Source organism: Micromonospora sp. WMMD708 (genome assembly GCF_049315245.1).
GTDB classification, from domain to species: domain Bacteria; phylum Actinomycetota; class Actinomycetes; order Mycobacteriales; family Micromonosporaceae; genus Micromonospora; species Micromonospora wenchangensis.
The window spans coordinates 3,158,996-3,182,224 of the sequence record NZ_CP186060.1; the positions used below are offsets into that span (position 1 = coordinate 3,158,996).

20 protein-coding genes are annotated in these 23,229 nt (G+C 74.3%); 11 read left to right on the forward strand and 9 right to left on the reverse strand.

What is annotated here, in order from left to right:
- Window positions 1-125: 125 nt before the first annotated feature.
- Complete coding sequence (locus tag ACN260_RS13985; protein ID WP_422756375.1) at window positions 126-644, reverse strand: DUF2087 domain-containing protein; 519 nt, start codon at window positions 642-644, stop codon at window positions 126-128.
- A gap of 79 nt (window positions 645-723) precedes the next feature.
- Window positions 724-1,836 carry an FAD-dependent oxidoreductase gene (locus tag ACN260_RS13990; protein ID WP_422756376.1) on the reverse strand — a complete coding sequence of 371 codons (1,113 nt, stop codon included), beginning with the start codon at window positions 1,834-1,836 and terminating at the stop codon, window positions 724-726.
- A 54-nt stretch (window positions 1,837-1,890) separates the two neighbouring features.
- Here ACN260_RS13990 and ACN260_RS13995 point away from each other — a divergent pair, with 54 nt between their 5' ends.
- Both ACN260_RS13995 and ACN260_RS14000 read left to right on the forward strand, forming a co-directional pair.
- On the forward strand, window positions 1,891-2,574 hold the full coding sequence (locus ACN260_RS13995; RefSeq protein WP_422756710.1) for a TetR/AcrR family transcriptional regulator: 684 nt from the start codon (window positions 1,891-1,893) through the stop codon (window positions 2,572-2,574).
- Between the two features lie 77 nt (window positions 2,575-2,651).
- The gene (locus ACN260_RS14000; protein ID WP_422756377.1) at window positions 2,652-2,867 is read left to right on the forward strand and encodes an endonuclease VII domain-containing protein; all 216 of its coding nucleotides are present in this window, start codon (window positions 2,652-2,654) and stop codon (window positions 2,865-2,867) included.
- Window positions 2,868-3,305: 438 nt separating this feature from the next.
- Here ACN260_RS14000 and ACN260_RS14005 read toward each other — a convergent pair whose 3' ends face one another.
- The gene (locus ACN260_RS14005) at window positions 3,306-4,211 is read right to left on the reverse strand and encodes an alpha/beta fold hydrolase (RefSeq protein ID WP_422756379.1); all 906 of its coding nucleotides are present in this window, start codon (window positions 4,209-4,211) and stop codon (window positions 3,306-3,308) included.
- A 144-nt stretch (window positions 4,212-4,355) separates the two neighbouring features.
- Here ACN260_RS14005 and ACN260_RS14010 point away from each other — a divergent pair, with 144 nt between their 5' ends.
- The gene (locus ACN260_RS14010; protein ID WP_422756380.1) at window positions 4,356-4,946 is read left to right on the forward strand and encodes a hypothetical protein; all 591 of its coding nucleotides are present in this window, start codon (window positions 4,356-4,358) and stop codon (window positions 4,944-4,946) included.
- A gap of 197 nt (window positions 4,947-5,143) precedes the next feature.
- Here the strand turns inward: ACN260_RS14010 and ACN260_RS14015 are convergent, their stop codons facing one another.
- Window positions 5,144-5,872 (reverse strand): TetR/AcrR family transcriptional regulator, encoded by a 729-nt coding sequence (locus tag ACN260_RS14015; protein WP_422756381.1) that lies wholly within the window; start codon window positions 5,870-5,872, stop codon window positions 5,144-5,146.
- An 88-nt stretch (window positions 5,873-5,960) separates the two neighbouring features.
- Here ACN260_RS14015 and ACN260_RS14020 point away from each other — a divergent pair, with 88 nt between their 5' ends.
- Window positions 5,961-6,845, forward strand: coding sequence for an NAD(P)H-binding protein (locus ACN260_RS14020; protein ID WP_422756382.1), 885 nt, complete (start codon window positions 5,961-5,963; stop codon window positions 6,843-6,845).
- A 52-nt stretch (window positions 6,846-6,897) separates the two neighbouring features.
- Complete coding sequence (locus ACN260_RS14025) at window positions 6,898-7,482, forward strand: maleylpyruvate isomerase N-terminal domain-containing protein (protein ID WP_422756383.1); 585 nt, start codon at window positions 6,898-6,900, stop codon at window positions 7,480-7,482.
- Window positions 7,483-7,490: 8 nt separating this feature from the next.
- On the opposite strand, the gene ACN260_RS14030 is transcribed toward ACN260_RS14025, so the two are convergent.
- Together ACN260_RS14030 and ACN260_RS14035 are read right to left on the reverse strand one after the other, a co-directional pair.
- Window positions 7,491-7,967: a DUF1992 domain-containing protein gene (locus ACN260_RS14030; protein WP_422756384.1), complete on the reverse strand. Its 477-nt coding sequence runs from the start codon at window positions 7,965-7,967 to the stop codon at window positions 7,491-7,493.
- Between the two features lie 81 nt (window positions 7,968-8,048).
- Entirely contained in the window at window positions 8,049-8,597 is a 549-nt protein-coding gene (locus ACN260_RS14035) for a GNAT family N-acetyltransferase (RefSeq protein WP_422756385.1), read from the reverse strand.
- Between the two features lie 122 nt (window positions 8,598-8,719).
- On the opposite strand from ACN260_RS14035, the gene ACN260_RS14040 reads away from it, so the two are divergent.
- Window positions 8,720-9,370 (forward strand): LysE family translocator, encoded by a 651-nt coding sequence (locus tag ACN260_RS14040; protein WP_422756386.1) that lies wholly within the window; start codon window positions 8,720-8,722, stop codon window positions 9,368-9,370.
- Window positions 9,371-9,375: 5 nt separating this feature from the next.
- On the opposite strand, the gene ACN260_RS14045 is transcribed toward ACN260_RS14040, so the two are convergent.
- Both ACN260_RS14045 and ACN260_RS14050 read right to left on the reverse strand, forming a co-directional pair.
- The gene (locus tag ACN260_RS14045; RefSeq protein WP_422756387.1) at window positions 9,376-10,662 is read right to left on the reverse strand and encodes an O-antigen ligase family protein; all 1,287 of its coding nucleotides are present in this window, start codon (window positions 10,660-10,662) and stop codon (window positions 9,376-9,378) included.
- 10 nt (window positions 10,663-10,672) lie between these two features.
- Entirely contained in the window at window positions 10,673-12,766 is a 2,094-nt protein-coding gene (locus ACN260_RS14050) for a beta-galactosidase (protein WP_422756388.1), read from the reverse strand.
- 153 nt (window positions 12,767-12,919) lie between these two features.
- Between ACN260_RS14050 and ACN260_RS14055 the strand changes: the two genes are divergently transcribed.
- From ACN260_RS14055 to ACN260_RS14075, 5 genes are all read left to right on the forward strand, one after another.
- The gene (locus tag ACN260_RS14055; protein WP_422756389.1) at window positions 12,920-15,256 is read left to right on the forward strand and encodes a TIM-barrel domain-containing protein; all 2,337 of its coding nucleotides are present in this window, start codon (window positions 12,920-12,922) and stop codon (window positions 15,254-15,256) included.
- Between the two features lie 205 nt (window positions 15,257-15,461).
- The gene (locus tag ACN260_RS14060; protein ID WP_422756390.1) at window positions 15,462-16,682 is read left to right on the forward strand and encodes an ROK family transcriptional regulator; all 1,221 of its coding nucleotides are present in this window, start codon (window positions 15,462-15,464) and stop codon (window positions 16,680-16,682) included.
- Window positions 16,683-16,917: 235 nt separating this feature from the next.
- Window positions 16,918-19,380 (forward strand): glycoside hydrolase family 3 C-terminal domain-containing protein, encoded by a 2,463-nt coding sequence (locus tag ACN260_RS14065; protein WP_422756391.1) that lies wholly within the window; start codon window positions 16,918-16,920, stop codon window positions 19,378-19,380.
- Complete coding sequence (locus ACN260_RS14070) at window positions 19,377-20,435, forward strand: LacI family DNA-binding transcriptional regulator (RefSeq protein WP_422756392.1); 1,059 nt, start codon at window positions 19,377-19,379, stop codon at window positions 20,433-20,435. The genes ACN260_RS14065 and ACN260_RS14070 overlap by 4 nt, the downstream gene beginning before the upstream one ends.
- Window positions 20,432-22,636 carry a glycosyl hydrolase family 95 catalytic domain-containing protein gene (locus ACN260_RS14075; RefSeq protein ID WP_422756393.1) on the forward strand — a complete coding sequence of 735 codons (2,205 nt, stop codon included), beginning with the start codon at window positions 20,432-20,434 and terminating at the stop codon, window positions 22,634-22,636. Before ACN260_RS14070 ends, ACN260_RS14075 begins: the two co-directional genes overlap by 4 nt.
- Window positions 22,637-22,645: 9 nt before the next feature.
- On the opposite strand, the gene ACN260_RS14080 is transcribed toward ACN260_RS14075, so the two are convergent.
- Window positions 22,646-23,155, reverse strand: a complete 510-nt coding sequence (locus ACN260_RS14080; RefSeq protein WP_422756394.1) for an NUDIX hydrolase — start codon at window positions 23,153-23,155, stop codon at window positions 22,646-22,648.
- Window positions 23,156-23,229: the final 74 nt, after the last annotated feature.

The following is a 23,229-nucleotide window of genomic DNA, read 5'->3' on the forward strand; positions in this document are numbered from 1 at the left end:
CGTGCCTCCTCGGTTTCCTCGGGCCGAAGGTTTCCAGTGGACTTGAGTCGGGGCGACTCAAGTCGTACTTCAGTATTTACCTCGTCCCGGCGCGCCCGTCAACCCGCCCGTGCCGCCGTCGTCGGTCACGGCCCGGTACGCCAGTAGACCCCCTGGTCGCGGCTCAGCAGGGCCTCGTCGATCAGGTACCGGCGGACCGTCACGTGGTCGGTGCCGCCGCCGTCGCACCACCGGCGCAGCACCTCGTCGACCGCGCGCTCCGGGTAGCGCACCCCCGGGGTGAACGACGTGACGATGCGGGCCAGCAGAAGCCGCCGCCGGCCCCGCTGCGCCGGCAGACCCCGCAGCACCCCGTCGCGCAGGAAGATGCGTGACACCCGCTCCGCCGGTTGCTCGGCCGCCCGCTGCGGCTGCGGCGTCCGGGCGGCGTCACGCAGCCGTACCGCGTCCACCCGCAGTTCCCCGTCGTCCTCGACGACCCACCCCGCGTCGGCCAGCCGCCGCACCGCCGTGACCACCTGACGCAGCGGCAGGTCGGCCCGCCCGGCCACCGCCGCGACGTCACCGCCACCGAGCACGATCGCCGCGAAGACCCGTCGGCGTGCCTCGTCGGCGAGCGCGCCCGCCAGCGCCTGTGCTGTCATGCCGGTCACCCTGCCAGCCGGTCGACGCGAGCCGCCAGACGTTTTCCGCACCGGCCGGGGCGGAGCCGGTGCGCGGCGGTCAGGAGGACTGGACCTCGTCGAAGAGGGCGAGGGCCGCGGCCGGGTGCGGGCCGACCAGGCGTTCCAGACCGGCCGTGGTGATCGCCGCCCACCTGCCGGCCCGGGCCCACATCCGTTCCTCCCAGGCCCGCACCACCCCGTCCAGGTCGTCGGGGGCGGCGGCGACGGACTCCGCGAGCTCGGCGCCGTCGAGCATCGCCAGGTTCGCCCCCGCCCCCAACGGCGGCATCAGGTGCGCGGCGTCACCGAGCAGCGTCACCCCACGCACGTGGGCCCAGGTGTGGGACACGGGAAGGACGTGGATCGGGCGGTGGACGAACGCGGTGCCCCGACCGACCAGGTCGCGCACCGGTTGCGCCCACCCGTCGAACAGGGCGAGCAGGGCCGACCGTGCCGCCTCCACGTCGGCCGGGTCCAGCCCCGCGTGCCAGTCCAGTGGCGCGCGGAGCTGCACGTACACCGTGACGTGGCCGCCGCTGTTGCGTTGGGCGACGACCCCGCGGTTCACCCCGTACACGGCGACCGCGCCGTCGCCGATCAGCTCGGCCAGGTCCGGGTGGCGGGTGTCGACGTCGTCGAGGGAGGTCTCGACCGCGGTGACGCCGGTGTACCGCGGGGTCACCGGCGACACCGCGGGCCGCACCCGCGACCACGCGCCGTCCGCGCCGACCACGAGATCGAACGCTTCCTGCCGCCCATCGGCGAGGTGCACGAGCGCGCCGTCCCCGGGCACCACCCGGGTCACCTTCTGCCCCCACCGCACGTCGAGCGAATCGAGCAGCAGGTCCCGCAGTTGCCCACGGTCGATCTCCGGATTGGCCCGCTCGTCCGGTCGGGGTCGCCAGTCCCGCAGCACGGTTCCCGCCGGGTCGAGGATGCGCATGGCCTGCCCCTCGGGACGCGACAGCTCCCGGAACCGGGCCGTCAGCCCCGCCTTGTCCAGCGCCAGCTGGCCGAGCCCCTCGTGCAGGTCCAGCGTGCCGCCCGGGGGACGGGCGTCGGGCCCGCGATCGCGTTCCAGGACGACGACGGGATGGCCGAGGCGGTGCAGGACCCGGGCGAAGGTGAGGCCACCGGGGCCGGCGCCCACCACCGCGATACGCTGTCTCATGGCGATACACTGTATCGACGCGGACCGTCTCGACGCCACCAGCCGGAGGTGACCATGACCGTGTGGGACCGGCCGGAACCGCCGCCTCCCCCGGCGCCGCTCGACCGGGAACGGATCGTCGCCGCCGCCGTCGCGCTGGCCGACGAGGGCGGCCTGACGGCGGTGTCGCTGCGTAAGGTCGCCGCCCGCCTCAACGCCGGCCCGATGCGGCTGTACGGTCACCTCTCCACCAAGGACGAGTTGCTCGACCTGATGGTGGACGCCGTGCACGCCGAGATCCTCCCCGGCGAACCGCCCGCCGACTGGCGGGAGACGCTGCGGGTCGTCGCCCACCGCACCCGGCGGACCGTGCTGCGGCACGAGTGGCTGGCCGACCTGCTCGGCGGCCGACCCACCCTGGGACCGAACGGCCTGGCCGTGACCGAGACCCAACTGGCCGCCCTCGACGGGATCGCCGACACCGACACCGTCCTGCGCACCGTGGAGACCGTCGGCGCCTACGTCATCGGCGCACTGCGGCGGGAGATCGCCAACCTGCGGGCGGAACGCGCCACGGGTCTGTCCAAACGCGACTGGCAGCGCGCCCACGGCCCGCACGTGACGAGGATGCTGACCACCGGCCGCTACCCGGCGCTGGCCCGGGCCGTGCACGACGGCACCGAGGTGGACGCCGAGACGTCCTTCACCACCGGCCTGGACTGGGTCCTCGACGCCGTGGCCGCCCGACTGCCCGGCTGACTCCGACCAAAGGAGCGAGCAGGAGTGCGACGCCCGGCGTACCGCCCAGCAGCACCGCTGCGCCATCTGCGGCATTCATGAACGCGACCTGCCCTCCCCTCCTGTCGGCCGCCCTCGACTTCGACGGCACCCCCACCGCCGACGCCGTGCGCCTGGTGGTCGATCACTGCCACGAGACCGGACGGGTGCGCGGGCTGCTCTGCGTGAGCTGTAACGCCGCCCTCGGCCACTTCAGGGATTCCCCTCGGGCTCTTCGCGCTGCTGTGCATTACCTGGAGCAGGCTCGCAGGTAAGCACCCTGATGGGTGGAAGACCCGGCGGTACGCCCATCCGGTGAACTCCGGGCGAGGGGGCCACCAGGCAGGTGCCGTCATGCGGAGCAACTCCCTCTGAACCCCGTCAGGGCCGGGCCGGGAACCCATCGCCCCCTTGCAGGAAAACCCGCCCAGCGGCTGACCGACCCTCCACCGGCAACGGGGCACCCGCGTGCCCCCGAAGAGGCGGACGATACGACCAATTCCTATAGCCAGGTAGGGAAATAACAGAACAGACATTATGGTGCTCCACCGTTATGCCCGTTTTGGCTGCTCTGATTAACGGTTTGTCATTATCGGTAATTCGTTAACTCACCAGCACGGGTCCGTGACCACCGGGGCGGGCCGTCGCCGCCCGCCCGCCATGCCCCCGCACCCGGGCCACTGACCATCCGCCCGGGTGCGGGGTGACGTGGTTCAGGCCGTGTGGCGGATGATCGAGCCTGCGATCCGCCCGGTGAGCCCGGGGGCGAAGAACGGGTGGTGGCCCATCCCGGGCACGATCTCCAGTTGCGCCGTGGGGATCTGCGCCGCGAGTGCCCCACCATGGGCCGGCGGGAACAGCGGGTCGTCGCTGCCGTGCAGGACCAACGTCGCGGCCGTGATGCCGGACAGCGACGCCCGCCGGTCGTCGTCCCAACGCCGACCGGCCAGATCGTGGTTCGCCGCGGCGGCGAGGTTGCCGGCCCGGTCGTGACAGTGTTCGACGAACCGCCGCGCGGCCGGCTCGTCGAAGGGCAGCACGTCACCGTTGAGCACCCGCCAGGTCTGCACGTCGGCGTCCACCCGCTGCTGCGCCGTCGCCCGGGGTGTCCTGGCCGCGCCCATCAGGTGGTCGAGGAACCGTGCCGTCGGAGGCGGGAGTTCACCCTCCGCGGCCGGTTGACCCGCCAGCGCTCGCGCCCACGCGGGGCCGGGGTTGTTCCCCATCGGGGAGGAGGCCATGGCCGTCAGCGTGCGGACCCGGGCGGCCCGGTGCACGGCGAGCCACTGCCCGATCGCCGCACCCAGCGACGTCCCCACGATGTGCGCGGCGGCGACACCGTGCGCGTCCAGGACGGCGACCGCGTCGCAGGCCAGGTCGGCGAGCGCGTAGGGGTGCGCCGTGAAGTCCAGGGAGTCGGAACGGCCGGTGTCCCGGTGATCGAAGCGGATCACCTGCCGACCGCTGTTCACCAGGGCTTCGACCAGTTCGTCGGGCCAGCCGATGCCCTGGGTGGACGTGCCCATAACCAACAGGACGGTGGGGTCGTCCGGGCGCCCGAAACGCTCGGTCCACAACCGGACGGCCCCGCGAACGAACTTCTCCTCGCCAGTAAGCATGGCGGCACGGTAGCGGTCACCGGTTCACACGTATGCCACTACCCATTGTGGTGGAAAAACGCGCCCGTGAGATAATAGAGGGGCAGGACGGGGTCTGCGGCGAGCCGGCTGCGATCGTCGACCCGCCGGCCCGAGAATCGACGGATGGCGACGGCCCTGCGCTACCACGCGGCTCTGCACTACTACGTGGTCCACGACGGTGCCGGCGAGCCGGAGGGGTTGCTGGCCGAGGAGTTCCTCCTCGGGGCAGACCACTCCTGCGTCGGGTTGGTGGGTGGTGGCTGGAGCCGCTCGGAGCGCCGGTGGCACGACGCGTCGGCCACCAGCCGGCGGCTGCGCGTCGACCCCGCGCTGCGGGCCCGGGTGACGCCCGTCAGCCGGGACGGGGCGGCGACTCTCTACCGGGAGTTCTGCGGTACCGCCCTGCCGGACGAGGCCGCGCTGCGGACGTGCTTCGGTGCGCCTTCCGCGCCGCCGTCACCGCCCCTGTCGCTGCATCGGCCCGAGGCCACACCGGGGTTCCGCGAGACGCGCACCTACCGGATCCTGTTCCCGGCGCGCTGGCCCCGGGTGGGCTCACGCTGCTCGGCGAGGCGTGGCAGATGCCGCTCACCGGCGATCTCGCGGATACCCGGGTACGCGTCCTGGGCACGGTGTGCCGTCAGGTCGGCCGGGACGCCTTCCGCTGGGAACTGCGCCGCATCGCCGCGGGCGCCGCGTGGGGACTGGACGTGACGTGTGACCTGACGGGCGACCGTGACGAGGCGGTCGGTGTGCTCCTGCGCGCCCTGACGACGCAGGTGCAACTCCAGGGGCTGGTGCCCGTCACCGTCGACCGGTTCCGCTGAGCGCTACGGCTGCGCGAGGCGGTGGGCTGAGGATCGAGCCGTGGCCAGGCGGGGTGGGGGACGACGACGTCGGGTCCGGGTCGGCTAGGGCTGCGGGTGGCGCAGCAGGGCCAGTGACCGGTCGAGCCACTCGGTCAGCAGCGTGCGTTCGGCGTCGGTGAGGCCGGGTAGGTCCGGCGTCAACGCCGCGAGGGTCACCGCGACCGTGCGCGGGGTCGGGTCGGGGGTCACCGGGGCGGCGGTGAGGATGCCGCCGAGGACGGCGTCGAACACCGCGTCGCCCAGTCCGGGGTCGCGGTGCGGCGCGGGGGTTCCCAGCAGGGTGAGGATGACGCCGGTGCCGGCGGCGTGGATCATCATGGTGGCCCGCTGCTCGTCGACCCGCAGCCGGCCGGCTGCGGCGAGCCTGCGCACCCGGGAACGCAGCACCGCCAGGCCCGCCAGCGACGCCGGGGACGGGTCGCCGGGGCCGCGCGTGCCGAGCAGCCGGAACAACTCGGGGTTGGCCAGGCCGAACTCCAGGTGCGTGCGCCACCCGGCACGCAGGTCGGCCACCGGGTCCTGCGGCGTGGCGTGCGTGGCCACCGCCTTGGTGGCGACGTAGCTGGCCAGCACGTGTTCGGCGACGGCGTCGACGAGGCCGTTCTTGTCCCCGAACAGCCGGTAGATGGTGGGTGCCTGCACGCCCGCGGCCTGGGCGACGGCGCGGGTGGTCACCGCGTGCGCCCCGTGCTCGCGCAGTAGGCGGGCGGCTGCCGTGACGATGTCGGATCGCACGTCGTCGCGGGGTGGGGTGTCGGGCGTCACGGTCACGAATCAACGATAACAGGACCCTGTTAGCGGTGAAGTATCAGTGTTAGCGTCAGCGCAGTAACACTGATACGTCGAAGGGGTCACGCTCGTGTTCGTCATCACCGGTGCCACCGGGCAGCTCGGCTCCCGGATCGTCGACCAACTGCTGGCCCGGGTGCCCGCCACCACCGTGGGGGTGAGCGTGCGCGACGTCGGCAAGGCCGTCCACCTGGCCGAACGCGGCGTGCGGGTCCGCCGGGGGGACTTCACCGACCCCGCCACGCTGGAGCACGCCTTCGTCGGCGTCGACCGGGTGCTGATCGTGTCCGCCGCCATCCGGGGCGGCGACGCGGTCACCGCGAACCGGGCCGCCGTCGACGCCGCCCGCGCCGCGGGAGCCACCCGCATCCTCTACACCAGTCACCAGGCCGCCTCCCGCGACTCGCTCTTCCCCGCCCAGGTCACCCACGCCGCCACCGAGGAGCACCTGGCTGCGACCGGGGTGCCGTTCACCGCCCTGCGCAACGGTTTCTACGCCGGTGCCCTCGGGTTCGTCATCGGCGACGCCCTGACCACCGGCCGCCTGGTGGCACCGGCCGACGGGCCGGTGTCGTGGACCGCGCACGACGACCTGGCCGAGGCCGCCGCCCTCGCGCTGGCCGGTCAGGGCGTGCTCGACGGCGTCACCCCCGCGTTGACCGCCGGGGAGGCCCTCGACCTGATGGACGTCGCCGGCATCCTCACCGACCTCACCGGACGCACCGTCACCCGGCTCGTTATCGACGACGACGAGTGGCGGGCCGCCGCCGTCGCCCGGGGCATGCCCGGGGCCGCCGCCGACTTCACCCTCGGCATGTACCGGGCCGCCCGGCGGGGCGAGTTCGCCGTCACCGACCCGACCCTTGAGGCTCTGCTCGGCCGGCGTCCGACGCCCGCCCGGTCGGTGATCGAGGCTCTCGTCGCCGCCGCGCCGCAGCCCGTACGTCCGGCCTGAGCCGCGCCACACGGTCCGGCGCGCGGGGCACGGCGGTGCGAGGATCGGTGGCATGCCCACCCAGGAACGGCTGACCGGTCGCGGGGTCCGCGACGCCGTCGACGAACTGACCCGCACGCTCGGCCCGCACACCGACCGGGACTGGAGCGGCCCCGCCGGGGACCTCGACTGGTCGTGCTGGACGACCGCCGCGCACGTCGCCCACGACCTGCTCGGCTACGCCACCCAGCTCACCGGTCGGCCCGACGCCGGGTACCTCCCACTCGACCTGCGGGTACGCCCCGACGCCACCCCGGCGCAGGTGCTGGTCGTGGTCGCCGCCTGCGGAGGGCTGCTCACCGCCGCGCTCGACACCGTCCCCGCGAACACCCGGGCCTGGCACTGGGGGCCCTGCGACCCGGCCGGCTTCGCCGCCATGGGCATCGCCGAGACGCTGCTGCACACGTACGACATCACCCGCGGTCTGGGGGTGACGTGGCGGCCGCCGACGGCGCCCAGCGCGGCGGTGCTGGGGCGGCTGTTCCCCGACGCGCCCACCGGCGACCCGGCCGACGTGCTGCTGTGGATGACCGGGCGGGCCACCCTGGGTCAGCGGCCCCGCCGCACCGCGTGGACCTGGCGGGCCGCCGTCGACTGACCCGGCGGCTACCCCGGCGGTCGCCGCCACGGCCAGCGGAACCGGGGGCGTCGTGCCGGGGGCGCGGGCGTCGGAGCGGACGGAGCGGGGACAGCGCGGGCGGCACGGTGGGCCCGCCACCCGCGCAGCACCGCCTCGGTGTCGACCGGTCGGACCGCCACCCGGGGCCCTGCGGGATACCGCAGCCACGCCACGATCTCCTGGTTGAGCAGGCCGACGAACTCCCGGACCGACTCCTCGGTGGGCAGGTCACGGACCTCGTCGGGTACCTGCTCGACCCGGCGGCGCAACTGCAACGGGGTGGGCAGCAGCAGGTCGGTGGGCAGCGCCTCCCGCTCCAGGAAACTGGTGATCCACCAGGACTCGTCGTAGGGGACGTCGCGGCCGGGGATCGGCTTGCCCATGCCGGGCAGGTTGTCGAACTCGCCCCGTTCCTGGGCGCTGCGGATCTGCGCCTCGACCGAGGCCTCCCACGCGTCCACCATCCTCCGGACACCTCCCCCGCCACCGTATCCGCCCGGCCGTCACCGGTGCAGCGCCCGCGGGGCGGGCGGCATTCCCCGGGTTCAGCGGTGGTGCCGCACGTGCCGGTGCCCGTCGAGGGGAAACGGCGGCCGGGCGGGCAGCACCTCGACGAACGGGAAACCGCTCTTCTCCGCCACCCGGCACGACGCCGGGTTGTCCAGCTGGTGCAGCAGCTCCAGGCGGGCCAGCCCGGTCGCGGCGAACCGGGTGAACGCCCACCTGCTCACCGCGTCCACCGCGCGGGGCGCCACCTGACGGCCGCGTGCCGGCCCGGCCGTCCAGTAGCCGACCTCCGCGTCGGCGCGGCCCGGCACCACGTCCTTGAGCAGGACGCAACCGACCACCCGGTCGCCGTCGGACGCGGGTTCGCAGACGGCGAAGCTGAACCGGCGGCCCGCCGCCCAGCCCTGCCGGTTGCCGTCGACCCAGCGTCTGGCCTGCGCGGGGGTGGTCAGCGGGTTACGGGTCCGGGCCCGCAGCTGCGGGTCGCGGTGCGCCTCGACCAACGCGTCGACGTCGTCGTCGCGCCAGCAGCGCAGGAGCAGTCCGGGTGCGGTGACGGTGGGGGCGGCCCGCAGGGTCACAGACATCTGAGCAGTGTGGCCGTTGCCCCGCCCGTCCGGAAGCCCCACCGGGGTCGGGCACCACGGGGCGTCGCGGACCGACGGCGCGGCGTAGGGTGCCGGGCAGGGACGACGGGACGGGGGCGGCGATGGTCACGGTCGGTGCGGTGGCGGGAATCGCCCTGGTGGCGCTCGGTCTGGTGCTCACCCCGGGGCCGAACATGGTCTACCTGGTGTCCCGGTCGGTCAGCCAGGGCCGCCGGGCCGGGCTGGTGTCCCTGCTCGGGGTGGCCGCCGGGTTCGGCGTCTACCTGGCCGCCGCCGTCGCCGGCATCGCCACGGTGTTCGTGCTGGTGCCGCCGCTGTACACGGCGGTGAAGCTGGCCGGGGCGGCGTACCTGCTGTGGTTGGCGTGGCGGACCCTGCGCCCCGGTGGGCGCTCGGCGTTCACGCCGCAGGAACTGCCGGTGGACCGGCCGCGCCGGCTGTTCGCCATGGGCCTGCTCACCAACCTGCTCAACCCCAAGATCGCCATCCTGTACGTGTCGTTGCTGCCGCAGTTCGTCGACCCCGCCCGGGGTGACGTGGCGGTGCAGAGCCTGCTGCTCGGCGGCACCCAGATCACCGTCGCGTTGACGGTGAACGCGCTGATCGTGCTGACCGCCGGGTCGGTGTCGGCGTTCCTGGTGCGCCGGCCGGGCTGGGCGCGGGTCCAGCGGTGGGTGACGGGCAGCGTACTCGCCGCGATGGCGGTGCGGATCGCTGCGGACCGGTCCCGGGCCGCGGTGGCGACCGGTTGATCCGTTCAGACCGGTGCCGGCCGGGGTGCCGCCGTCGGCAGTTCCCGGTTCACCGGGCCGTCGACCGCGGCCACGGCCAGTCCGATCGCGTAGAACATCACCGACAGGTTCATGTCGGTGAAGCCGTAGAACGGGGCGAGGGCGAGGGCGACCACCGGCACCACGCTCAGCCACCGGCCGGCCGCGGACACCGCGACGGCAGTGCTGCGGACCAGCACCACGAGCAGGGCCAGCAGCGTCAGCAGGGCGGGGATGCCGTGGCTGTACATGGTCAACCAGACCTGCCCCTGGGTGCCGAGGGGTTCCGCGCCGGTGGTCGTGTCGGCGCTGCGCGGGGCGCCGTAGCCGAGCAGCGGCGAGTGCAGGACCGCGTCGAGGGTCTGCCGGTACAGGTCGGCGCGGTCGCGGGTCGAGTCGGTGTTCTCCACCCGGTTCATGATCATGTCGCCGACCGGGACGACCAGGGTGACCACCCAGGCCACGGCCATCCCGGCGGTGATCGTGCCGATCAGCCGGACGTCGCCACGCAGCAGCGCCCGCAGCCCCAGATAGGCCAGGCCCACCCCGAGGCCGATGAACATGCCCCGGTTGAGGGTGAGGAACGCCGGCACCATGGCCAGCGGCAGGGACACCAGCAGCACCCGGCGCAGCGCTCCGGTGCGCACCGCCGACAGGTACGCCAGCACGCACGGCACGAGCAGTGCGAACCCCGTACCCCAGTTGTTGGTGTACGGGTACGGGGCGGCCGTGCGGTAGTACGGGTTGCGGCCGGTGGGGTTGAACTCGGTGGAGTGCACGTGGGTGACCGCCCGGATCATCCGCTGCCCGGCCAGCCCGTCGGGCAGCAGCACCTCCACCGGGGTGGTCAGCGCCAGCCGGGGGGCCAGCACGCCGACCCAGCCGAGGGCCACCATCCCCAGCCAGAAGAGCAGCACGGGTTGGAACAGCCGGTCCCAGCGGGCCCCCTGCCGGGCGGCGGTGTAGACGTACAGGTAGACCACCAGGGCGGTGACGACGAAGCCCAGCCGCAGGCCGTAGACGAGCAGGCTGCTGGCCTTCTCCAGCCGGGTGGCGCTGACCACGATGAGGCCGACGAGGACGAACCACAGCGCCGAGCCGGGCGGCCAGGACACCCGGCCGTGGGTGAGCAGGACCACCGCCAGCAGCATCCCGAACAGCGTCCAGCCGAGGTAGAGGCCGCCGAGCAGCCACCACAGCGGCATCGCCGCGAACATCAGGTGCAGCGGCCAGAGCGGCAGCGTGCGCGGTGCCGTCGTGTTCCTCGTCCCCACCGGGGCAAGGTTAGGCGGGCAGGGGCCGGCCGGTCATCGGCGGAGTGGCTGTGACGGACGCCGTCGGGGCCGGTTCCTCGCGGATCACCGCGACGCCGCCGGCCGGCAGGACCACCGTGCCGTCGGCGGGGGTGTCGATGAGCAGGTCGACGCCGGTGACGGGCACCCGCTGCGGCCGGTCGGTGTGGTTGAGCAGGAACAGCCAACTGCCCTGCTCACCGGCGCGGCGGACCGCCTCCACCCCGGGTGGGGCGTCCGGGCAGACCGGGGCGAGGCCGGCGGTCCGGGCCACCTCGGTGAGCAGCCGCCGGTAGGTGCGGTCGTCGGGCCGGGTCGACAGGTACCAGGCGGTGCCGTCGCCGGTGCGGTGCCGGGTCACGGCCGGTCGGCCGTCGAGGACCCCGCCGACGTACGTGTAGACCGGTTCGGCGCCGCACAGGTGGACGGTCTCCGACCAGATCTGACCCGTCCCGCCGCCGGAGAGCAGCACCTGTTCGTCGGCGGCGAGCGGGTGGAACTCCTCCACCCGCAGGCCGAGCAGATCCCGGTACGCGCCGGGGTAGCCGCCGAGGTGCACCCGGCCGTACGGGTCGGCCACCCCGCTGAGGTAACTGACCAGCAGGTGTCCGCCTGCCTCGACGTGGGCGCGGACCCAGCCGGCGGTGGCGTCGTCTGCCAGGTAGACGGCGGGCAGGACGAGCAGCCGGTACCGGTCGAGCGGGTCGCCGGGGACGACGACGTCACAGCCGTACCCGGCCCGCCACAGCGCCCGGTGCGCGGCGGCCAGCTCGGCGTGGCCGTCGAGCAGGGTCGAGGGCATGCCGGGGTGGCGCAGCGCCCAGCCGCTGGCGGCGTCGAAGGCCAGTGCGACCGACGCGGTCACCTCGCCGGCGGTGACCTCGGCGAGCCGGTCGAGGTGCTCGCCGAGGCGGACCGCTTCGCGGAAGACCCGGGTGTCGGGGCCGGTGTGCGGCACCAGCGCGGAGTGGAAACGTTCCGCGCCGCCGGCCGGGGCCCGCCACTGGAAGAACATCGCCCCCTGGGAGCCGCGGGCGACGTGGGACAGGCTGTGCCGGGCCATCCGGCCGGGTTCCTTGGTGTGTGAGCGGCCGGTGGTGTGGATCTGGCTGGCGGCGCTCTCCATCAGCAGCCAGGTGGCCGGCCCGTCGACGGGGGCCGGGCCGCGTCGGGTGGTGGCCCGGCGGCGGCCGTGTCGCGCCCAGCCGCGGGCCAGGTCGGCGGCGAGGGCGGTCTGCTCCTCGGCACCGCCGTCGACGGCCGACGGGTAGTGGTCGACGGCGACCAGGTCCACCTCGGCCGCCCAACGGGCGTGGTCGACCGGCACCCAGTCGCCGAGGACGTAGTTGGTGGTGACCGGCAGCGCCGGGTTGGCCGCGGTGAGCAGGTCACGTTGTTCGACGTACGCGGCGAGCAGGGTGTCGGACCAGAACCGCCGGAAGTCCAGCAGTTGGCCGGGGTTGCCGAGGTACTGGGTGGCCCGGGGGGTGCTCACGTACGCCCAGTCGGTGTAGTGCTGGCTCCAGAAGCTGGTGGCCCAGGCGGCGTTGAGGGTGTCCAGGTCGCCGTGGTGTTCGACGAGCCAGCGGCGGAACGCGGCCTCGGCGTGCGGACAGTGGCAGGTGGTGCCGTACTCGTTGTGCACGTGCCACAGGGCGACGGCCGGGTGGTGGGCGTAGCGGGCGGCGAGGGTGGCGGCGATGCTCCGGGCGGCGGCCCGGTAGGCGGGGGCGGCGGCGCAGTAGGTGTCGCGGCTGCCGTGGTGCAGTCGGACGCCGTCGGCGGTGACCGGCAGCGCGTCGGGGTGCGCCAGGGAGAACCAGGGCGGTGGGGAGGCGGTGGGGGTGGCCAGGGCGACCCGGATGCCGCCGTCGTGCAGCAGGTCCAGCACCTCGTCGAGCCAGCCGAGGTCGTAGCGACCGGGGGCGGGTTCGAGCCGGGACCAGGCGAACACGCCGACGGTGACCAGGTTGACCCGGGCCCGGCGCATCAGGGCGACGTCCTCGCGCCAGGTGGCGGCGGGCCACTGCTCGGGGTTGTAGTCACCGCCGTAACAGAGCCGCCCGTCGTCCCACATACCCACCATCCCGTCGACTTTGTTTGATAGGTGTCCAAACTATGGATGCGATTTACCCATGTCAATCGGGTTGACCGCGAGTCAATCGAAGTCTCTCGTTGACAGTTCGTTGGGAAAGCAAAGAAACTGTCGGTACCGCCGGAAACGCCCCGAGGAGAGCCGATGCCGTACCGACCGCCACTGGTCCCGTACGAGACGTTCGTGGCCGACCCGCCCGACCTGCCCGTACGGGAACCGGGCGAGGACGGGGTCGCCACCGTCGGCCGGGCCGAGGTCGTCGCCACCGACGGGCACGGCGTCACCGTCAAGGCCACCCTGTCCGACGGCGGCAGCCTGGTGGTCCGCCTCGACGCCGCCGGCCACGGCGTGATCCGGGTCCGCCTCGCCGAGGACCCGCAGGCCCGCAGCCGCTCCGCCCGCGCGCTGCCCCTGGTCCACCCCCGCAACCATCCCGCCGCGATCACCGTGGACGACACCCACGTGCTCATCGACGCCGGCGCGGTCGTCGCCGAGATCCGCCTCGACCCCTGGCACCTGCGGTTCCTCACCCCCGACGGGCAGGTGCTGCTCGACCAGGACGCCGGCACCCGGGACATCAGCGGCCGACGCCGCACCCTGCCGTTCGGCCGCAGCAGCGTCGACGGCGCGCCCGTCGCCTGGCACGAGAGCTTCGTGGCGTTCGGCGACGAACGGTTCGTCGGCTTCGGGGAGAAGTTCACCCCACTGGACAAGCGCGGCCAACGGGTCCTGATGTGGAACTACGACGCCTTCGGCGGCGAGTCCGAGCGGTCCCACAAGAACGTGCCGTTCTACCTGTCCGACCGGGGCTACGGGGTGCTCGTCGACAGCGGCATGCCGGTGCAGTTCGACGTCTGCCAGTCCACCCACAGCGCCGTGCAGATCCTCGTCCCCGACGACCTGCTCGACTACTACGTGCTCGCCGGCCCCACCCCCGTCGAGGTGCTGGACCGGTTCGACGAGCTGACCAGCCGGCCGTACCTGCCGCCGAAGTGGGCCTTCGGGGCGTGGATCTCCTCCGGCTTCTACCCCGACAGCCAGCAACGGGTGCTGGAGCGGGCCCGCCGCATCCGGGAACGCGACATCCCCTGCGACGTGCTGCACCTGGACTGCTACTGGCAGGTCGCCGGCCGCTGGTCGGAGCTGCGCTGGGACGAGGCGGCGTTCCCCGACCCGGCCGGGATGCTGGCCACCCTCGCCGGGCAGGGGTTCCGGGTGTGCCTGTGGATGAACCCGTACCTGATGACCGACAGCCCGCTGTACGCCGACGCGGCCCGCGCCGGCTACTTCCTGCACCGCGCCGACGGCAGCACCTACGTGGCGGACGTGTGGCACGGCAGCTACCCGGCCAGCGCCATCGTCGACTTCACCAACCCCGACGCCGTCGCCTGGTTCCGGGGGCTGCTGCGGCCCCTGCTGGAGCAGGGGGTGGCGGTGTTCAAGACCGACTTCGCCGAGGGGGTGCCGGCCGACGCGGTGGCGCACAACGGCATGACCGGCGTCGAACTGCACAACGTCTACACCCTGCTGTTCAACGACATCGTCGCCGACCTCACCGAGGAGGTAGCCGGGCACCGTACGGTGTGGGCCCGCTCGTCGTACCTGGGCGGGCAGCGGCACAGCGCGCAGTGGAGCGGCGACGTCAACGCCACCTGGCCCGGCCTGGCCAGCACCCTGCGCGGCGGCCTGTCGCACGGGCTGTCCGGGGTGCCGTTCTGGAGCCACGACACCGGCGGCTTCCACGGCACCCCCGAGGCGGACCTGTACGTGCGGTGGACCCAGTTCGGGGCGCTGTCGCCGCTGGTCCGGCTGCACGGCACCACCAGCCGGCTGCCCTGGGACTTCCCCGCCGGGGCCGAACGTGACGCGGTCGCCGCGCTGCGGCTGCGCTACCGGCTGATGCCGTACCTGTGGTCCGCGGCGGTCCAGGCGGCGCGCACCGGCGCGCCGATGATGCGGGCACTGCTCGTCGACACCCCCGAGGACCCGACCGCGTGGACCACCGACCTGCAGTACCGGCTCGGCACCGACCTGCTCGTCGCCCCGGTCACCGACCCGTCCGGGCGGCGGGCCGTCTACCTGCCCACCGGCGACGACTGGATCGACGCCGGCACCGGCGAACGGCACGGCGGCGGCCGGCACCGGCGGGTGGCCGTGCCGTTGCACCGGCTGCCGCTGTTCGTCCGGTACGGCGCGCTGGTGCCGCTCGTCGCGGCCTCGGGCACCGTCGGCGACGGCCCGTTCGACGACGTCACCCTGGTCAGCTGGGGTGGCGTGGACGCCCGTACGGTGCTGCACGACGTCGACGGCGACACCGTGGTGCAGGCGCTGCGCGACGGCGACACCCTGCGGGTACGCACCGACGGGCCGCTGCGGGTCCGCCGGCTGAGCGTGGTCGGCGACGACGCCCCCCGCCGGCTGCTGCTCAACGGCGAACCGGTCGCCCCGACGCCGTTCACCCCGTGGTTCCCGCCGGACTGACCCCACCGGGCCGGGCGGCTGTCCGGGCTGCGGACGTGCCGCTAGAGTTAGTTGAGTTTCCAGCCGAACAGACGCACCGACGGCGCACCGGCCCGCCGACGGCGTCGCCCACCGGCCGACCCGGCGTGCCCGTGCGGGGTCGACGGTGGGCGACGACGCACCGGCACGGCACCACCCACCGTCGGGCGCAGGGAGCGGACAGACCGTGATCAGCATCCACAACGAACCGCAGCCGACCGACCTGGGCGACGTCCGGGTGGCCAACCGGGCTGTGGTCCTGCGGCACGTCCGCCTGCACGCCCCCTGCTCCCGGGCCGACATCGCCGCCACCACCGGGCTCAACAAGGCCACCGTGTCCAGCCTGGTCACCGAACTGCTCGACAGGCGGCTGCTCCGCGAGACCGGGCTGACCGGCAACCGGGTCGGCCGCCCGGCCACCATGCTCGTCCTCGACGGCTCCCCGTACGCGGCGCTGGGCCTGCAGATCGGCGCGGACGACCTGGTGGTGGTCGCCGTGGACCCGGGCGGCAACCGGCTGCTCACCTGGCGGCGGGCGTTCCCCGCCCCGACCGCCGACCCCGCCGACACCGTCCGGGCGCTGGTCACCCTGGCCCGCCGCGCGATCGGCCGGGTCACCGGGCAGGGCCGCACCGTGCTCGGCCTCACCGTCGGGGTGCCCGGCCTGGTCGACACCGCCGGTGCGGTGCCCCTGGCCAGCGGCCTCGGCTGGCGGGACGTGCCGCTGGCCGCCGACCTGCGGGCCGCACTGCGGGAGACCGGGTTCACCGTCACGGTGGACACCGACGCCAACCTCGCGGTGCTGGCCGAGCAGCGCCACGGCGCGTACGCCGGCGCCACCGACCTGGTCCACGTCACCGGCGGGGTCTCCGTCGGCGCGGGAGTGCTCGCCGGTGGCCGGCTGCTGCGCGGCGGCCGGGGCCACGCCGGTGAACTCGGCCACCTCTGCCTCGACCCGGCCGGGCCACCGTGCCCGTGCGGCCGACGCGGCTGCCTGGCCGCGTCGACCGCGCTGCCGGCCGTGGTGGCGCGCCTGCTGCCCGACGCCACCCACGACGGTCCCGTCACCGACTACCTGCCGGAACTCGACCGGATCGTGGCCTCGGCCCGGCAGGAGGAGCCGGCCGTGCTGGCCGGGCTCGCCGAGATCGGAAGGCAGCTCGGGCACGGGGCGTCGATCCTGGCGAACCTGCTCAACCCGGAGGCGATCGTGGTCGGCGGGCACTTCGCCACGCTGGCGCCCTGGCTGCTGCCGGCCGCCCGCGCGGAGCTGGTCGCCCGGACCCTCGCCCCGCAGGCCGGGGGCTGCCGCCTCGACGCCTCCACGCTGGACTCCGCCGCCCCCGCGCTGGGCGGTGCCACCGCCGCGTTGGCCACCATCGAGGCCGGTCGACTCCCCGTCGGCTGATCCGGGGGCCGGTCCCCTCTTGACCGGCCGACGCGCAGGTGCCAACCTCGAACCGCCGCCCCGTCGTTCGGGCACCCGGGGCGGCACGTTTTCCGCAGTCGTCGAAGCGCTTCGCCGCTCCGGGCCGGCGACCGCCACCACCCTCACTCCGCGATGCCGCACGTCACCACGGCCGTCGAAACGCTTCGACCGCCGGCCGGACGCCTCACCGCGAGCCACCGGAAGGTAACCGCAGATGAACGACCCCACCGGACCGTCCCCCGAAACGCACGCCGAGGAGCTGCTGGCCCAGCTCACCCTGCCGGAGAAGATCGGCCTGCTGCACCAGTGGCAGGCCCCCGTGCCCCGGCTGGGCCTGCCCGGCTTCCGCACCGGCACCGAGGCGCTGCACGGGGTCGCCTGGCTCGGCCCGGCCACCGTCTTCCCGCAGGTCGTCGGCCTGGCCAGCAGCTGGAACCCCGACCTGATCCGGGCCGTCGGCGACGCCGTCGGCGCCGAGGTGCGGGTCAAACACCAGGCCGACCCCGCCGGCGTCGGGCTCAACGTGTGGGCGCCGGTGGTCAACCCTCTGCGCGACCCCCGCTGGGGCCGCAACGAGGAAGGCTGGTCGGAGGACCCGTGGCTGACCGGCCGGCTCGCCACCGCCTACGCCTCCGGGCTGCGCGGCGACCACCCCCACCGGCTGCGCACCGCCCCGACGGTGAAGCACTTCCTCGGCTACAACAACGAGACCGACCGGGCCACCACCTCCAGCGACCTGCCACCCCGGGTCCTGCACGAATACGAACTGCCCGCATTCCGCGCGCCCCTCGCCGCCGGCGCGGCGGTCGCCGTGATGGCCTCCTACAACCTGGTCGACGGGGTACCCGCGCACCTGAGCCCACTACTGAACGACGAACTGCGCCGGTGGACCACCGACGAGGTGATGGTCGTCGGTGACGCCGGGGCGGTCACCAACATCGCCGGCATCCAGCGCCACCTGCCCGACCACGTCACCGGATTCGCCGCCGCCCTGCGCGCCGGCATCGACAACTTCACCGAGGACGACACCGACAGCGCACCGACCGTCCAACGCATCACCGAAGCCCTGCACCGGGGGCTCGTCGACGAATCCGACGTGGACCGGGCGGTCCGCCGCATCCTCAGCGTCCGCATCCGCCTCGGCGACCTGGACCCACCCGGGCAGGACCCGTTCGCCGGGGTCTCCCCCGACGTGCTCGACAGCCCCGCCCACCGGGACCTGGCCCGCGAGGCCGCCCGCCAGTCGATCGTGCTGCTCGACAACGACGGGCTGCTGCCACTGCCCACCCGCACCCCACCCCGGGTCGCGGTACTCGGCCCGCTCGCCGACACCGTGTACGAGGACTGGTACAGCGGCACCCTGCCGTACGCGGTCACCGTCCGGGAGGGCCTGGCCCGGGAACTGCCCACCGTCACCCACCACTGCGGAGCCGACCGGATCGCGTTGCGCGTCGGCGACCGGTACGTCCGCTGCCCCCGCTCCTCCGAGGGCGGGCCGCTGACCGCCGACGACGGCCGCGACGGCACCTGGTTCGACGTGTTCGACTGGGGGCAGGACGTGGTGGCGCTGCGCGCCGTCGCCAACGGCCGGCACGTCGGCGCCGACGACGACGGGGCACTGGCCAACGACCGCCCCGGACCGGGCGGCTGGATCGTGCGGGAGACGTTCCGCTTCCGACGCCGCCCCGACGGCACCACCCTGCTGCACCACCTCGCCACCGGCGCGTACGTGCGGGTCGACGAGGACGGGCGGCTGCGCGCCGACGCCACCGACCCGGACACCGCCACCGCGTTCACCGTCGAACCCGTCGCCGACGGCGTGGCCGAGGCCGCCGCGCTGGCCGACGCCGCCGACGTCGCCGTCGTCGTCCTCGGCAACCACCCGATGGTCAACGGCCGGGAGACCGAGGACCGCGTCGACCTGGCCCTGCCCGCCGGGCAGGAGCGGCTGCTGCGCGCCGTATACGCCGCGAACCCGCAGACGGTGCTGGTGCTCACCAGCAGCTACCCGTACGCGGTGGGTTGGGCGCACGAGAACCTGCCGGCGGTGCTGTGGTCGGCGCACGGCGGGCAGGAACACGGCACCGCCATGGCGCAGGTGCTGCTCGGCGTCGCCGACCCCGGTGGCCGGCTCACCCAGACCTGGTACCCCGACGCCGCCGACCTGCCCGACCTGCTCGACTACGACGTCATCGGCACCGACAGCACCTACCTCTACTACCGGGGCGAACCCCTGTACCCGTTCGGCCACGGCCTCAGCTACGCCCGGTTCCACTACGCTGACCTGCGGGTGGACCCGTCGACGGTGACCGCCGGGGACGAGGTGGAGGTGAGCGTCGAGGTCACCAACACCGGCGACCGGGAGGGTGAGGAGACCGTGCAGCTCTACACCCGGCAGCGACGCTCCCGGGTCAAGCAGCCACTGCGGCAGCTCCGGGACTTCACCCGGGTCACCCTCGCCCCCGGCCAGCGGCGCACCGTCACCCTGCGGCTGCGCGCCGACGACCTGACCTGGTGGGACGAGGAGCGCGGCGGCCCGGTGCTGGAGGACGCCACCCACACCCTGCTGGTCGGCCGCTCCGCCCGCGACATCCGCGCCGTCGGCGCGGTGACCGTGCACACCCGCGCCGCCGCGCCGCGGCCCCGCCCCACGGTGGCCGCCGGCGGCACCCGGTGACCGGCGCGTCCGGGCGCAGCCGCAAGTCGCCCGACCAGGTCACCATCGTCGACGTCGCCCGGCACGCCGGCGTGGCGGTCAGCACCGTGTCGTACGTGCTCAGCGGCAAACGGGCCATCTCCGAGGTGACCCGCACCCGGGTGCTGGCCAGCATCCGCGAACTGGGCTACCACCCCAACGCCGGGGCGCGGGCGCTGGCCAGCCGACGCGCCAACACCATCGCCCTGGTGCTGCCGTTGCGCGCCGGCATGCAGGTGCCGGTGGTGATGCAGTTCGCCATCGCGGTGGTCACCACGGCCCGCCGGTTCGACCACGACGTCCTGCTCGTCACCTCCGACGAGGGGCCGGCGGGGCTGCGCCGCATCGCCGGCAGCGCCATGGTCGACGGGATGCTGGTGATGGACGTCGAACTGGACGACTCGCGGGTGCCGCTGCTGCGGGACCTGACCCGACCCAGCGTCCTGATCGGCGTCCCCGCCGACCCGACCGGCCTGACCTGTGTGGACCTGGACTTCCACCGCGCCGGCCAGGTGTGCGTGGAACACCTTGCCCGGCTCGGGCACCACCGGGTGGCGCTACTCGGCGCCCCCGCCGCCGTCTACGACCGGGGCACCGGCTTCGCCCACCGCACCCGCGCCGGGGTGACCGCCGCCGCCGACCGGCACGGCGTCACCGTCGTCACCCAACCCTTCGAGGAGGGACCCGCCGCGATCCGTCAGGAACTCGCCGACCTGCTCGACCGGCACCCCGACCTGTCGGCGCTGGTGGTGCAGAACGAGGCGGCCGTCGGGCCGGTGCTGGCCTGCCTGCCCACCCTGGGACGGCGGGTGCCGCACGACATGTCGGTGGTGGCGATCTGCCCCGACCAGTTCGCCGAACAGGCCGCGCCCCGGATCACCTCGGTGCCGGTGCCCGCCGAGGAGATCGGCCGGCAGGCGGTGGCGTTGCTGATGCGCAAACTGCACGACGAGCCGGTGCCGGAGGTGACGCTGCTGCCGCCCCGGTTGACCATCCGGGACAGCACCGCCGCGCCGACGGCCCGGACCCCCCGGTGACCGGCGGGCCACCCCCGTCGGCGCACCGCATCTGGGACGACGCACCGGCCGTCGACTGGACCGACGCCTTCCTCACCGGCAACGGCGAGTACGGGCTGATGGTCCCCGGTGACCCGCACACCGAACGGCTGGTGGTCAACCACCACCGGTTCGTGCTGCCCAACGGCACCCACGACGCGCGGGCCCCGCAGCTGGCCGCACTGCTGCCCCGGATCCGGGAACTGGTCCTCACCGGCCGCCGCGCCGAGGCCGGTGAACTGCTCACCGGCGGCCGGGACCTGGCCTGGACCCAGTCGTACCATCCGGGGTTCGCGCTGACCGTCGACGCTGCCGTGACGACGGTGCGGAACTACCGGCGGCACACCGACTTCACCACCGGTGAGGTGGAGGTGCGGTGGTCCGGGCGGCGGCGACGCAGCTTCGTCTCCCGCGCCGACCGGCTGGTCGTCACCCACCTCGACCAGGGCGACTGTGTCGTCGGGGCGACCGGTGACCTGCCCGGTCGCCCCGACGCGGTGCACTACGACACCACCGCCTACCGCCACGACGGGCTGGTGTTCCTGCGGGTACGTGGCCGCTACCCCGACGTCGGCGGCGCGTACGGCTTCGAGGCGGTGACCCTGGTCCGCGGTGCCGCCGAACCCGCCGGTGACCGGGTGCTGGTACGCGGGCCGGCGCTGCTGACCACCGCCCTGGAGCGCACCGCCACCGCGGCGTGGCCCACCGCCGCGCAGCAGCGGCGACTCGCCGCCGGCCCGGCCGACTACCCGACGCTGCTGGCCCGGCACGTCACCCGGCACACCGGCCCCTACCGGCGGGTAGACCTGGATTTGGCGGTGCCGGCGGCCGACCGGGACCTGCCTGTGGGTGCGCTGCTCGCCCGGCAGGCCACCGCCGGTGACCGGTGCGATCCGGCGCTGCTGGAACGACTCTTCCACGCTGGCCGGTACCTGCTGTTCAGCGCCAGCGGGGTGCTGCCGCCCCGGCTGACCGGCATCTGGACGGGTTCCTGGGACGCGGCCTGGGCGGGGGACTTCACCACCGACGCGAACCTCAACCTGCAACTGGCCGGCGCGAACATCGGCGCGTTGCCGGAGGTGACCGCCGCGCACGCCCGGCTGGTCCGCGCCCAGGTCGACCACTGGCGGGACAACGCCCACGCCGTCTACGGGGCACGGGGCCTGCTGGCGCCCAGCCGCACCGACGGTGAACACGGGCACCTGTTCCACGTGCACCCCCACTGGCCGTTCACCGCGTGGCTGGCCGGCGCGCACTGGCTGCTGCACCCGCTCTACGAACACCACCAGGTGACCGGGGAGCCGCTGGGGGAGGTGGCGGGATGGCTGGCCGAGGTGGCCGACTTCTTCACCGACGTGCTCACCGACGTCGACGGGCAGCCGGCGCTGGTGCCGTCGTACTCGCCGGAGACCGGTCCGCCCGACGGGGCCGGCCGGCCGGTGCCGGTCGCCGTGAACGCCACCATGGACGTCGCCGCCGCCCGGCACGCCATGACGGTCGCCGCCGAGGTGACCGGGTCGCGGCGGTGGGCGGCGGTCCGGGCCCGGCTGCCCGGCTACCGCATCGACGCGCGGGGCGCGCTGGCCGAGTGGGCGTGGCCCGGCTACCGCCCCGACGACGACCACCGGCACGTCAGCCACCTCTACCCGGTGTGGCCGACCGGGGAGATCGACCCCGAGGACACCCCGGAGTTGGCGGCGGCGGCGCACCGGGCGTTGACGGTCCGCGGCGACGAGGACGGCTCCGCCCACGGCACCCTGCACCGGGCCCTGGTGGCCGCCCGGCTCGGCGACGGGCCGCTGGTCGGGGCGTACCTGCGGCGGATCGTCGCGGCGGACATGTTCTTCCGGTCGCTGATGAGCGCCCACAACCCGGGCCGGGTGACCTACAACGCCGACGCCGCGCACACCCTGCCGGCGGTGCTGATCGAGGCGCTGGTGCAGACCCGCCCGGGTCTGCTGCGGCTGCTGCCGGCGCTGCCGCCCGGCCTGCACCGGGGGACGCTACGCGGGGTGACCTGCCGTGGCCGGCTCACCGTCGAGGAGCTGACCTGGGACGACCGTCGGGTCACCGCCCGGCTGGTCGCCGCGACCAGCCGACGGATCCGCGTCCGCAGCCCCCACGGGGACACCGGCTGCGACCTGCCGGCCGGCACGCCGGTGCGGGTGACCCACCGCCGGTGACCCGCCGGATCACAGTGCGTCGGGCCGGCACAGGGCGGGATGCCGCTGGCCGGGCCGCGCGTACCAGGGGGTGGCGTCGGGGGCGGCGGCGGTGTCCAACCGCAGCCGCGCCCACTCGTCCAGATCCGGCAGCGCGTCGGGGGTGAACCAGGCGACCTCGGTGGACTCGTCGCCGTCGGCGCGGGGCCGCCCACCCACCGGCCGGCACCGGAACCACACGTTGAGGTACTCGCAGGCGTCACCGTTGGGGTAGACCACCGGGTGGGTGGCGACCCCGGCGATCCGGTCGACGACGACCCGGACGCCGGTCTCCTCCCACACCTCCCGCACGACCGCGTCGGCGGGCTGCTCACCCGGGTCGACCACGCCGGCCGGCAACGACCAGCGGCCGTTGTCGCCACGGCGGGCCAGCAGCACCCGACCGGCGTCGTCGTGGACCACCCCGGTCACCCCGGGCAGCAGCAACAGGTCGTGTCCGACGTGGGCACGTAACTTCACGATGTACGGGGAGACGGCCACCGGCCCACCGTAAACGGTCACCGGCGGCGCGGGTCGACCGGTGGTGGGGGTGTCCCCGGGCAGCCTCTAGACTT